The sequence below is a fragment of the Imperialibacter sp. genome, from assembly GCF_040222385.1.
Taxonomy (GTDB): domain Bacteria; phylum Bacteroidota; class Bacteroidia; order Cytophagales; family Cyclobacteriaceae; genus Imperialibacter.
Map to the genome: position 1 here is coordinate 1 of NZ_JAVKDF010000056.1, position 13652 is coordinate 13652.

A 13652-nucleotide genomic window follows, 5' to 3' on the forward strand; every position below is an offset into this window, starting at 1 on the left:
ATTTAGTCAGTTCAAAGGTTCAAAAGAAATGGTCCAGACCGGTATCATGGACCAAGGTGATAAGTATACTAACTATGACATATCCCGAAAGACTTGAACCCAACTTTTAAAAAATGACACACTTAACTGAACATAACCTGCCAAACCGGTATGGTTGGCATGAGTGTCGATCATACCGGTTCTTTCTTATAGGGGGTCAAAATGCCGCTGTTTATGAAAACCTTGCCTGAATATCTTCTTCCGATACTCCTTTTGGCAACTCAACTACTGTCAGAGAGTGTAGCTGCGCAAACCGACTCCATACCAGGTAGATCAGAGGTGCAGATAGGTATCAAATACACCAGCGACTATTTGTATATGGGTCGTTCTGACTCTGTCAAAGCGCCTTACCTTTCTGCCTCTGTTGAGTACACACATCGTTCCGGCTTTTTTGCAAGTGGGGCATTATCATATCTTACAGCCAGTGATCAGGGTAGAATCGATCTGTTCACTCTTTCTGGAGGATACGATTACTATGGTACAAACTTCCTGGCGGGCGTCTCTCTTTCTGAATACTTTTTCAGCGACCTTAGCTACACGGTTCAGTCGGAAATGAAAACTTATCTGAGTGCCTATGCCGCCTACGATTTCTCTGCATTCGTGTTACACGCCGATGCAAACCTGGGCTTTTCAGATAATACCGATGTGTTTTTTGGCACAGAGATCAACCGTACTTTCTACATGCTACAAAGCCGCTTGCGACTGACTCCCCTGGTTATGATCAATGCCGGAACGCAACAGTATTACAGCGAGTACTACACTTATAGAAGCTCACAAACAGGCAAGGGTGCAGCCAAAGGGAATGGTGGCGGAGCATCGGGGCAGGGGTCTGCCACAGCTGTCTCTGTTCTTGAGTCAAACAGGTTCAAGATACTGGATTATGAAGCGGCCATGCGGATCACTTACCGGCTTGGCAACTTGCGTTTGTTTGGCCAGGCTACATGGGCGTTCCCTGTCAACCCTTCCACAGTTACAAGCGATGCGGGCACTTACATCGAAGAGCTTCATACAGGGTTTTACTGGTCTTCAGGGGGCAGGGTTAGTTTTTGAGCATCAATCCAAAAACGAGTTAATGTGCGCTTTTCCTCTGCTATCGAAGCAGCTTAAAACTTATAACTATACCCCATTCTCACCACTTGCGTTTCGTAGTAGTCAGTGGCGACATAACTAAAGCCATCGCCCTGAATCTCCCGCTTCACTCTCATGGTGTTGAGCAAGTCAGTGGCGTTGGCGTAAAGCTCACCTCTTCCTTTCTGCATTGATTTCTTTACACCCAGATCCAGCGAAAAGCGGGTGCCAATGGTTCCCTGGGGGATGATGTCAGGGGCGAGGTAAGTGCCGCTTAGCTGAATATCCACTTGCTTTGCCAGGTGAAAGACGCTGTTCAGCTTTACGTTTCCTGAAAGGATTTCCTGCCGGGCAGCCGTGAACACGTTCACTTCAGGATAAAGGTTGGTTACCGTAAAGGCCTCGATGATGTTCTGGTAGCCATTCACACTCAAGTTGATAGTGGCCCATTTGTCCAGGTTTTGAGAAAGCAGCACTTCAAAACCCATATTGTAGCTTTTGCCGGCATTTTGAAAGATCTTGTAGATAAGTACGCTACCAGGCACAATGCTTCCGATGCGGGTGATAGTGGCGTCCATTTGCTTATGGTAAACGGATGAGTACAAATAGGCCGTGTTCCAGCTGCCCTTATGGCCCAGCTCATAATTTGTGGTGAACTGAGGCCGAAGCCCCGGGTTACCCACTTTGATGATCTCTGCATCGTCATACTTGGGAAAGATCCTGATGTCGACCTCGTTGGGCCTGTCAACACGACGGTTGTAAAAGACCGACAGTTTGTTGTTGTCGTTAAGCTTGTAGGCCAAACGCACGTTGGGAAAGGGCTGAGTATAATTGTACCCGCTGGTTTTGTATGTGGGGTGATCGGGATTCACCTTGTAGTCAATCTTCACATACTCCATCCGTACACCCGCTTCCACTTCATACTTTTCGTTTTCGAAGACGTAGTTACCATACACTGCGGGAATTAGCTCCCCGTAATTGGCCCAACCACCTGCAGCTGAGTCGATAGGGGAGTTGAGTCCCGGAAAGAACTGCATGTTGGTTGGGATGGTTCGCCTGCGAAACTTAAGGCCTGTTTCAAAGCGGCCGTATTGCAATGGCTGCACATAGTCGAGGTTGAAATCGGCCACATGTTCGTCGGAGATGAGCTTGAAGGCATCCCTTCCAGTTGACTCCGGCAGAATATTGTCGAAGAAGTACTGCTCATTTTCCCGGTGGTAGGTGTAGTTGAAACCAATATTGAGCAAGCGACCTGGCTGCTTGTATTTGTGCTGATAGGCAGCAGTAGCCATCACGGTTGTTTTTAGCTCATCCTCCAGGAACTGCCATAGTCTGTAACGGTTGCTGAGGTCTCCTTCGAAAAAGGGCTCATCGCCACGATCAAGAATTTTTTCACTGCTGAAAAAGCCAGAGACAGTGAGGCTGTTGGCATCGTCGATACTCCAGTCCATACCGGTTTTGCCTGAGAAAAGGTTCGTATCTCTGTTTCGCTTCGTCTGATTATAGATCACTGTCCCATCGTCGTAGGTTCTGGTGACAAACTCGTTTTTATTGAGCGTATGGGTATATAAGTTATCTGCCTGCAGAAAGGTGTTGACCTTGTTCTTTTTGTAGTTAAGAGATAGCGATGGATTGATTTTGGGCGTTGCCTGGTATTGCGGCCGGATGGTGGGCAGGTTTTCGTTTTTGACCCAAAGTGCCCCCAGGCCTGATGAAAGTCCGACTTTTCCGTTGAAGCCTTCCTGCTTGTCTTTTTTGTAGATGATGTTGATAATGCCTGCATTGCCGTTGGCGTCGTATTTGGAGGAAGGGTTGTTGATGATTTCAATTTTCTCGATGGCCGATGCCGGCAGGTTATCCAGTCCCGATTGAGAGCCAAAGCCTGTCAGGGCAGTTTGCTTGCCATCGATGAGCACTGCCACCCGATCATTGCCCCGCAAGAGCACCTTACCATCTTGTACAGTCACCCCGGGTAGGTTTTGCATGGCCTGGAGCACCGAGCCACCCGCCTGGCTAACGTTGTCGGCCACGGCGAAGGTCTTTTTGTCGAGCGATTCACTTACCGCATCTTGCTGACCAGTGACAACCACCTCGTTCAATGTTTCTATATCTTCATCCAAAATGATGGGCGCCACCTCCAAAAACTTACTCAGGCTACCTACAAAGAGCGGTTGCTTTACGGGCTTGTAACCAACATAAGAGGCTTCCAATACATACTTTCCTGGTTTCACCCCCGTGAGAACAAATAACCCTTCGTCGTTGGTGATGGTGCCTGAAACAAACGCACTATCTGCCTCAGTTTTCAACACGACGCTAACATAAGCCAGTGCCGATTGTGACTTGTTGTCTTTTATCGATCCTGATATTGTGATGGCGCTGTTTTGGGCTGATATTGCCAAAGGCACCAGGTATAGGATACTGAGAATAAGCTTTCTTATGTGATTCATTTTACTTCAGAACGGTTTCTTTCTACTACATATCGCCCTATACCAAAGACGTTTTCTGGCAGTTCTTACTTGTTTCTAGTATTTAGAATATTTACTGATGCAAGGTAGCTGCTGAATTCTGAATAAACTTTGAAGACTTCTTTTGTGTTCGCAAGGAGTTAGAAGAAACAAAAGGGTATGAGTTCCGGCAGGAAGCTCAGGTGGCCACAAAAGGCTAGTCGTGGGAGATGAAAAATAATTATAGGAGAGTCAGTAGAGTAACCAACCCATAACCTCACAAATTGAACTTTAACTAAGGCAACATTTTTAGCTGAGTCAAAATTTGCTTCGTAATCGTCTTTCTGCAACTTCCGAAATTGGGATTAACAGTTTTCCTGTCTTTGATCAGCCGGGTGGCAAAGAAATAGACATTGTCTTCCTTTTCAATGTACCCAACCCACCAGCCGGTATCTTTTCCGCCGTCACGTGTCCAGCCGGTTTTGGCCCGTAAGGTGTAGCCTTCGTTTTGCTCTTCTATCATCATCTCTTTCAGGATGGTAAAAGAGCGTTTGGAGAATGGCAGAGTCTCTTCGTACACTCCAATGAGGATTTCTATTTGGTTGGCTGGCGAAATGGCAAACGAACCAAAGTTCCAGAAATCGGGGTCGTTGATGGAAACATCGGCATTGCCATAGCGGTTGGCTTTCAGAAAGTGCTCGTAGCGTTCCTTGCCAATTTCTTTTGCCATTTCCACATAGGCCCATCCGGCAGAAAGCCGAAAGGCCTCTTTCATACTCATGTCGTGGTAAATGTCGGGCCGGTAGCCATATTTCACCGTGTCGGTGGTTCCGGGCCATTTTACCAAATGGTTTTCATCTTTTGCGACACCTGTTTCCAGCGCTATCAGCGTGTTGATGATTTTGAAAGTGGAGGCCGGCAAAGTAGCTACATGGCTGTCGTTGACGTCGCTGGAAATCCATTTTTTGGCGTTGTAATCGAAGAGGGTGGTACTGCCGTCGATATTACAATCCTTAAAAGGCTTTGTAAGAGACTCTTGCGCTGACAGGCTGTGAAATAGAAGGACAGCGCTTGCCAAAAAGGTGATTTTCATTTTTAAAGAATTTTGTCGGAATGACTCTATTTTCCTGAAATTGGTGGGTATATGCCGTGAACTATTTGAGATTTTTTTCGGAGCGTATTCTGAAGATGTTGATGATCACCAGCGAAGTCAGTATGGCCAGATTACCAACAATAAGGTAGTTTGAGATAGGAATCTCCAAATCTTGCAAAGATCTTTTGACATACGTACCAATAAACAAGGCTGTAACCAGCGCAAAGCCTGAGATGATAATTTGGTAGCGGCTTCTTGTTAGCTCTTTTTTGTTCCACAGAAAGAAAGGGGAGAGCGTCAACACAATGTAGGCAACGGCACCTGGTAAATTTTTAAACTCACGGAGCTCCATGCCCCTTGTCTCAAAGTTCATAGCGAGGAAGTAGAAATGGATGAGATGGTTGAGGGCCAGTAGAAAAAGTAAACTGACGAACAATTGCCGACGCTGCTCTTCTGCATAAATGTGCTTCAGCCCTCTGATGCCCGTCCAGCAAAGGATACCTGCAAAAAGCAAAAATGAAACCCTGGCAGAATACCGTGCTGCAAGCTGGAAGTAGATGCCTGGCTCGGGTGATACACCGCCCGACCACACGTAAATAGCATACTCGCAAAGAACCACCAGAAGGGAAAGTCCTATCGTTTTCTTCATCATGGGCGTGAGGTGAGGGGAGGTGGAATTGTCATGTTGGCTTGCTCAGTCATTCATTACCTCGCAGCGAATAGCAAAATCGTAGTTTCCTCCCATTATCCACTTCCCCATGCTCACTGGTCTCACCCGCACTCTTTCGTCAAGGTTGTTGCCCCTGAGAGCGATCATCGGATTCTGAAGATTGGACTCGACCCATTCATAGGAAATGTAGAATGCATGGTTGACCACAACAGGCTCCTTGAAATCGTAGCTCAGCCAACCCTCTTGCAGGTCAGATTCTAAAATGATTGACTGGCTAAGTAATGACCGTCCCGGTGACCCTTCTTTGGGATCAGCAGTGTATACATTCAGCCGAAGCTTGAACGATTGATCCTTTTTATTCTTAACGTATATTGACGCCGTATTCAGTACAGACGGTTGGGATATCCTCATTTTACGAGATATTTCCGCTCCGGCACCAATGCCTCCGACAAAGCCAAATTTTTTACCGGAAACCCGCTGAACTCCCAATACTTTGCTGTTGGATGGATCGACTTCGATTACAACCTCTGCCAGCTTAATCACATGCTCCCTGAGTTCTATTTTTTGCGGCGAGACGTTTGCCAACAGCTCACGCAATGTTACAGCCTTTCTTTTGTATCCAACAATTGAAAAGATAACAGAATCACTTGGAGCAATCTGCCCGATATCAAAAGAAAATTCCCCTTTCTCGTCTGATACAGTTCCTATGTTCTTTTCCGCCACACCTAAGTTAACGTAGGGAATTGGTAGGCCATTCTCGGCACTCACCACCGTGCCCCAAATCTGATTTTGGGAAATGAGTTGAAGGGGCGCACCCAGTACCATGACAGCGAGAAACAAGCGCAATTTGTACAACATTTAAGCAGGTTTAAGGCTACAAATATCGCAGATTACTTTTGAAAAGTGTAGAGCGACTTGTGATAATCAACAGAAGGCCGCCGCAGCATGGCTTTCAGCGAAACGTCGTCCAGCTCCCTTGCTCAATCCTGCTCTTGTGGTCGGCAATGAAGTTAGCCCATTCTGCTTCACCTGCTTCCGTGGCTAGTTGCAGTGCCTTAGCTGAAGCATTCAGGGCTTCATCGTGTTTACCATTTTGGTAAAGAAACCATGCGTATTTGTCCCATGTGGCGAAGTCTGTATCGATTTCATAACTCCAGCGGATATTCATGAGGTGGTACTTACTATCGGCAGGCATTAAGTGGAAGGTAAGGGCGAGCGCTAAACACATTGCCGGGAACGTCAATGTCTTCCATGCTTTTCTTTTTGCAGTTGTGAGAACGGCAACTAAAGTGAAAACAACTGCCAGGGCCAGTACGACCGATACAAACGGGTAGAACTTAATTGTAAACAGCAGCATGGCCAGCCAGAAAGCGGAGGCAAGGTTGGCCCATCCGTTCACATTGTTTTCTTTTTTGATAATGGCAATCAGGCTAGCGGCAAGCAATATAAAAAGACCTGCCAGCATGACCACGGCATTGTAATGAATGTGAAAGAATTTGATGAAGAACCCGGCAAAGAAAATGACAAAGCCAGCGACAAGCATCTTTTTCATAAGCGGCAATGCTATTTTATGGCTTCGAAACTAGAAAGTTTTCTGGCTTTCCCAAAAAGTTGCCATTGTATATGCTTAGAAGTAATACTGCATACCAAAGTCGAGGGTTGCAAGAGAAAGGGATAGACCGTAGTCCCGTTGAGTATTAGTGTTTCCAATAGGCAATTCGGGGCGATCAATAGGCTTTCTCGTTTCTTGTTGATAGCCCAGAAGGCCAATGGAAGTTTCTAGCCCTATTTTTTCGCTAATCATGAGGATAATGCCAGGTTTCACACCAACACCGAACCCAAGGACTTTTTCCTCATATTCATTCCCCACAACCGTCGTTTTCCCTTTTCCAAAGTTTAAATTGGCAAAGCCCTCCCCAAACAAAATCAAGTGGTCAGTAATATTTACATGATACCTGCCAAAAACCTGTGTTGCTGCGAGATTTAATGCCGTTCTCTGGTCAATATTAAATTGGGGTGCCGAGGATTTGGTGCGGGTGTGGTTGTTTACGAAGCCCACTGAAACGCCGACGCTGAAATTGTCATATATAAAAAATCCCGCCCTCGGAAGTATTTTAATCTCGCTGTTTTCGTTGACAGACTGTTGAACGAAGCTAACAGGTGTCGTATACTCGTTGTTCACCACTGTTCGATAGAGCTTCAAATTTCCTCCAACCTGCTTTGTTCCCTTTGAGAACTGGGCGTGTGAGGTAAAAGAAATCAGGGACAGAAGTGAAAGAAAGATAGTGAGGCTGAGCGATTTGTTCATGACGTGGTTGTTGATTTATTTGTTGTGGAAATAGAACATATTTTTACCCTTTATATTGCGTAATGGTCGCTTTAAATTAATTGGAGGAAATATCCGGTAGTAATTCGGCAAATTTGGAACGAGAATACTTGCGATAAATCAAAGAACATCAATCAGAAAGGCCGTCGTAGATATCCGAATAGTCTTCCACCAAATGAATCTTCACATCAAGGTTTTCCATTAAGTTTTTCACTGAGGGGCTGGGTGCACCTTTCGTTACATACCAAACATCCATGGCATATCTGAGTTTGATGGAATGCCTTTTCCTTTCAATTAGCAGCCACCTGAGAAACACCTCGTCGGGTTCGTAGCCAAAGCCAAAAATGATGAGTGGGCTGTGGAACCAGATATGGAGCCAGGTCTGCTCGCCTTGCCACGATTTCGACAGAAGTGTTTCTTTATAAAGCCTGCGTCGTCCTTTTGTGATGAGGCTTCTAGCTCGCTGCACACTCCCCATGTAGTCGCCGAGTCCCAGCCTGATGCTATCCCGATAGTTTATGTCGCCATGAATCTTCCAAATACCAAAGCCGTGAGTAGGAGTAGTCATTTGTTCGAAGCCGTAGTAGGTTTTCCAGGGGTAGAATCGGGTAAATCCATCGGAATCAATGTGAAATGGCCTTGCCCCTACAGACTCTTCGAAAGCCGTATCAAAGTTCGTTGTCAGCACTGGTGTGTTTGTTGACCTGGCAAATTCCATGATTTTTTTATGGACACGCAGGTCATCACTGTTTGTCAATTGCAACTCAGCTTTCACTCTATTTTTCACTTTGACAGGGTCGTTTGCGTACAACTCGATCAGGTCATATATCTCTGTATTAGTCAGTCCTGTCAGGGCGAAGGGAATAGGTTTTGGTGAAGCTGCTTTCAGTAAATCCTTCCAGGATGGCATAATACCGCTCCGCAGGTTGGGGCCGTTGCCTATAAGGAAAGCGGCGTTATTGTATTTGCTTCTGATGGATGCAATGGCGTTCATGGGAGGTTGGGCTATGCTTTTTTTTGATAGATAGCATCGTAAAAAAGGTCAAACAGATTACCGTTGTTTTTCAGTTGTCACTAGATATTCTCATAGCTCAAAAGGGCTATGAGTATCCACTTATTTTAAATGGTCACTATTTCTTTAAAAATTTCGTCATAAGGTTGGTACTGTCAGTTTCAATAAACAACAGATAAACTCCAATTTCGAGATGACGAATTTCAATCCTATCAAGACTTTGAAAATATCGGTCAATTAGTACTTTTCCATTTAGGTCAGTCAGTCTCATTCTTCCCGGTTGATTTATTTTTTCAAGGAGATAAAGTTCATGCTCAACAGGGTTAGGGTATAGCGTTATTTCATTCGTTGGAACCGCTGGTATTCCTAAAACGGCGGCAATCACCAACAATTGGTCGACAGGTTCCGCAGGATGATAGTTAATATCTCCGGATTGGCTGGCGGTAATGGTAGACTGACCGGAAGACTTGATAAAGACTGTATTCTCTTCTATAATAGCAACGTTCTCATTATTAGAAGAATAGGTGGGTGGCAACCCGGAGGTTGTCGTCGCTTGTAGTTCCAGGCTATTTGTGAATGTAGTGAGACCAATTGGTAGCGGCGCAAAGGCAATTTCTTGAACGGCTTTTTCAATTGTCAATTTTCCCGACATGTAGTCGAAGTCATAGTTGGTATCTTCGCCGCCAGCAGGCGTTAATATATACTCCCCTGCATCCGAAATTGTTGTCGCCTCGGTGTTGACAGAAGGCAGAGCGTCAATAACTAACCAGTCATCTTCGTTCTTAAACCCTGAGTAAAGTACCTCCAGTATTGGGTTTTCTTCTCCATAGGTCTTTTCCTTGTCGACAGCAGTTGCAGTCAGGTTAGCCTGGGTTATGGTCAAAGTTCCTGATGAAATATTGATATCGTAATTATCATTGCTTTCGGCAGTCACGGTGATGGGGTAGAAGCCCACGTTGCTACCAGTATTGGCCTGTGTGGTGGCAGTTGGAGCGGCAGACAGCACACTGACATCTTCTCCATTTACAAACCCGGTAACCTCGACGGCAAAGTCTGGGTTAGCCTCTCCATACTCACGACTTTGGTCAGGGGCTGAAGCTGAGAGTGTGGCCTTATTGACCGTCAAGGTACCCGACACGTTGGAGATGGTGTAATTGTCGTCACTTCCGTTGGAGAGTGAGATTAGGTATTCGCCTGCTGCACTTGCGCTTGTGGCGGTTGTTGATGGGGAAGGTGCTGTTGTTAATACTGTTTCGTCATCCTCATTCTTAAACCCTGAGTAAACTACCTCCAGTGTTGGATTTTCCTCTCCGTAGGTTTTCATTTTGTCGACAGCAGTTGCAGTCAGGTTAGCCTGGGTTATGGTCAAAGTTCCATCAGACGTGTTGATATCGTAATTATCATCGCTTCCAGCAGTCACGGTGATGGGGTAGGTGCCAACGTTGCTGGCAGTACTGGCTTCTGTAGTGGCAGCTGGAGGAGCAGCCAGCACATTGACATCTTCTCCATTAACAAACCCAGTAACCTCGACAGATAAGGCAGGGTTGGGCTCTCCATACTCACGGCTTTGGTCGGGGGCTGAAGCTGAAAGTGTAGCCTTTGCTATAGATAGCCCTTGAGAAAGTGAGGCAGCCGCAAAGGTTTCTGTAGCTTCAAGGCGGGCCGTAATGGTTACTTCCCCGGCGGCATGGATTGTGGCATTATTTCCTGAAACATCTAGAATCCCTGCATCCGAAGAGGTAAAGGCAATTGCCCCCGAAGAGTTGGTGGAGTTGGCCGATAATGTGAAGGCTGCATCTCCATAAGTTTTGGGAGAAATTGTGGTTAAAGAAAAGTCTGGTGCAGTCGCTGCGGAAACAATCCCTGCCAGCCCCCAACTAGGCTGATTAAATGCCGAACTGAAAGAACCACCTGCGAAGACTGTTGTTCCACTTATTGCGATAGTTCTAACAATATCACTTATTCCTGGGTTCCATGTTGAAGCAAAGCCATCACTTAGTTTTAGCTCCGCTATTTTATTTCTGTCTTGGCCACCGATCTCGGTAAATGTACCTCCTGCATAAATACTTGTTCCTTGTAAGGCCAAACTATAAACACCACTATTTGCATCTGGATCCCAATTAGTTGCCACACCGTCGCTGAGGTTCAGGGCAGCGATATAGTTTCTCGGCTGGTTGGATATTGTTGTAAATGTGCCCCCAATATACAAAATAGGCCCGTTTTGTTTTAGACTATAAACTGCTCCATTCGGACCAGGATTCCAGCTTGTAGCTAGCCCGTCGCTCAAACCGATGGCCGCTAAACATCTTCGTGATTGCCCTCCAATGTTTGTAAAACCACCACCTACATAAGCGGTGGTGCCCTCAATCACCATGTTCTGGACGAAGTTATTACTGTTCGGGTTCCAGGAAGTTGCTTGGCCAGTTGCCAAACTTAATGCAGCGATATTGCTTCGTAGCTGCCCTCCAATGCTTGAAAAAGAGCCACCTGTGTACATGGTTGTACCATCAGTCAATAGCATAGATACCGTGCCATTGCAATCAGGATTCCATGCTAAAGCTTGGCCGCTGTTGACATCTATTTCCGCAATTCTGTTTCTTGGTAGCCCTCCGATATTAGTGAAGCCTCCGCCTGCGTACAAGCTTGTACCTTCTAAGGCAAGAGCGAACACTATGCTGTTTGCATTTGGGTTCCAATCTGTTAGCTGCCCATCGCTAATAGTTAGCGCAGCAATGTGATTTCGTGATTGCCCGCCAATGGCTTGAAAGCCGCCTCCTACATATACTCCAGCATCCCCAATAGCCAAGCAACTTACTGACGCATTTGCATTGGGGTTCCACGCTACAGCCAGTCCATCGCTTGCATTCAGAGCTGCAATATAATTTCGTGGTTCGGCTCCAATATTTGTGAAATCTCCCCCGGCATAAACCAATGTACCATCGATTGCTAGACTTCTTACTGTTGCATTTGCATCGGGGTTCCAGGCGGTAGCCAGTCCATTGCTGGTGCTTAGCGCAGCAATACGATTCCTGAATTGACCTCCAATACTGGTGAAATCTCCCCCTGTGTAAACTGTTGACCCACTTATTGCGATAGTCTTGACCGATGAATTTGCGTTGGGATTCCAAGCCGTGGCCAAGCCATTGCCAGCATTCAAAGCCGTAATGTAGTTTCTGGATTGGCCACCAATACTAGTAAAACTCCCACCCGCATAAACAATAGTTCCCCCCAATGCCAAACTGTATACCGTTGCACTAGCATTTGGATTCCAGGATGTAGCTAACCCGTTGGCAGTGTTCAGCGCCGCTATCCGATTTCTTGACTGACCGCCAATATTGGTGAAACTTCCTCCAGCGTAGACCTTGGTTCCATCCAAAGCTAAAGTATAGACGGTGCCGTCCGCATTCGGATTCCAGCTTGTTTCAAGGCCGTTATCTAAGTCGATGGCTGCCAGATGGTTCCTCAATTCACCCCCTACACTTGTAAATGTCCCTCCTGCAAACACATTCGTTTCGTCTGCCGCCAAACAATGCACTGAATTATTCATAATGGGATTCCAGCTATTCACTAGACCATCGTTTGTGCTAACTGCCGCCGCATAGTGTCTCGACTGTCCACCAATAGTTGTGAAATTGCCTCCGACGTACAGGGTTGTGCCTGACAGACATAGAGCGTTTACTGAGCCGTTGGGGTCAGGATTCCAACTTGTCGACAAGCCGTTGTTGATGCCGCCAACATTCAGTGCTGCCAACCGGTTTCTGCTCGCTCCTCCAATAAAGGTGAAAGCGCCACCTACATACACTTTTGTTCCACTTATAGCCAAACTCCACACCGAACTGTTTGCGCTAGGGTTCCAACTGTTCGCCAGTCCATCACTTGCATTCAGTGCGGCAATTTTAGCTCTGGATTTCCCTCCAATAGTAGAAAAATAGCCTCCCACATATATGGTGGAGCCATCAGTCGCCAGACAGTTTACAAAATTATTGGCATTTGGATCCCACCCGGTGACAAGCCCGCTACCAATATTTATTGCACCGATATAATTCCTCGATTGCCCCTGCAACGTCGTGAACCTACCACCAGCATATACGTTAGTGCCATCCGTTGCAAGGGAATGTACTTCATCATTCGCATTCGGGTTCCAAGCAGTTGCAAGTCCGTCGCTACCATCTATGGCCGCAATGTAGTTCCGAAATTGGCTCCCAATAGTAGTAAAGTAACCACCTGCATAAACAGTAGAGCCATACATAATCAGACTAAACACCGCACTATTGGCATTGGGATTCCAATCTGACACGTTGCCGTCGGCGGTGATGTGAGCGATGTTGTTCCTTGGTTTTTCCCCAACAAAAGTAAACTCACCACCTATATACCATCCTCCATCATTATCAGAAGCAACAGTTAAAACTTGCCCGTTTACTTTCGGAAAGGTAAAGTTAGGGTTTCCAGTCGACGCATCGAGACTTGCAGCCCGGGAGCCAACATAGTTATCCTTTACCGCAATAAAGGAGCCTCCAATATAGAGCTTGCCATCCCCCAGAGCCAACGAGTAAATGGGGTCTGAGATCGTTAAGTTTTCCGCAAATGATGTAACCTGTCCATTGTGACTAATGTAGGCAAGGTTTCTGCGTTCAAGCCCGCCAACGTTTGTGAAGCTACCTCCAATGTAGTAGCCGCCCTCTGCGTCCGATATGGAAGCATACACAGTGCCATTTGGCTGTGGAAACCCCGATGGTACTTGACCAGAAGTAGGATCAAGTTCAGCTCCATAAGATGCCAGATTGCCTGCTCGGGTAAAATTTCCTCCTAAATAGATGAGGTCATTAGGTTCGTCTATTTCAATGGCGTACACACTGCCGTATACTTTGTTCCGATATTTCTCGATAAGGTCTTGAGAAATGCCGTGGTTGTGCAATATAAACGATCCAGCTAGCAATAAAATAAGACCTTTACGGCCGCATAAATTTTTTTTCAGAATTCGTTTGAATAAATACACTAGT

Annotated in this window: 9 protein-coding genes; 1 reads left to right on the top strand and 8 read right to left on the bottom strand. The window is 46.2% G+C overall.

What is annotated here, in order from left to right; translation table 11 throughout:
- Positions 1–213 precede the first annotated feature (213 nt).
- Positions 214–1089: a TorF family putative porin gene (locus tag RIG68_RS25680; protein ID WP_350129222.1), complete on the top strand. Its 876-nt coding sequence runs from the start codon at positions 214–216 to the stop codon at positions 1087–1089.
- Positions 1090–1142: 53 nt separating this feature from the next.
- Here the strand turns inward: RIG68_RS25680 and RIG68_RS25685 are convergent, their stop codons facing one another.
- From RIG68_RS25685 to RIG68_RS25720, 8 genes are all read right to left on the bottom strand, one after another.
- Positions 1143–3554: a TonB-dependent receptor gene (locus RIG68_RS25685; RefSeq protein WP_350129225.1), complete on the bottom strand. Its 2412-nt coding sequence runs from the start codon at positions 3552–3554 to the stop codon at positions 1143–1145.
- A 292-nt stretch (positions 3555–3846) separates the two neighbouring features.
- On the bottom strand, positions 3847–4644 hold the full coding sequence (locus RIG68_RS25690) for a penicillin-binding transpeptidase domain-containing protein (RefSeq protein ID WP_350129227.1): 798 nt from the start codon (positions 4642–4644) through the stop codon (positions 3847–3849).
- Between the two features lie 61 nt (positions 4645–4705).
- Positions 4706–5296: a hypothetical protein gene (locus RIG68_RS25695; protein WP_350129230.1), complete on the bottom strand. Its 591-nt coding sequence runs from the start codon at positions 5294–5296 to the stop codon at positions 4706–4708.
- A gap of 42 nt (positions 5297–5338) precedes the next feature.
- Entirely contained in the window at positions 5339–6172 is an 834-nt protein-coding gene (locus RIG68_RS25700; RefSeq protein ID WP_350129233.1) for a carboxypeptidase-like regulatory domain-containing protein, read from the bottom strand.
- Between the two features lie 94 nt (positions 6173–6266).
- Complete coding sequence (locus RIG68_RS25705) at positions 6267–6866, bottom strand: hypothetical protein (RefSeq protein ID WP_350129236.1); 600 nt, start codon at positions 6864–6866, stop codon at positions 6267–6269.
- 75 nt (positions 6867–6941) lie between these two features.
- Positions 6942–7622 (bottom strand): hypothetical protein, encoded by a 681-nt coding sequence (locus tag RIG68_RS25710; RefSeq protein ID WP_350129239.1) that lies wholly within the window; start codon positions 7620–7622, stop codon positions 6942–6944.
- A 148-nt stretch (positions 7623–7770) separates the two neighbouring features.
- A complete protein-coding gene (locus tag RIG68_RS25715) occupies positions 7771–8634 on the bottom strand; it encodes an SIR2 family protein (RefSeq protein ID WP_350129242.1) in 864 nt (287 codons plus the stop codon).
- A 136-nt stretch (positions 8635–8770) separates the two neighbouring features.
- Positions 8771–13588, bottom strand: a complete 4818-nt coding sequence (locus RIG68_RS25720; RefSeq protein ID WP_350129245.1) for an MBG domain-containing protein — start codon at positions 13586–13588, stop codon at positions 8771–8773.
- Between the last annotated feature and the right edge of the window lie 64 nt (positions 13589–13652).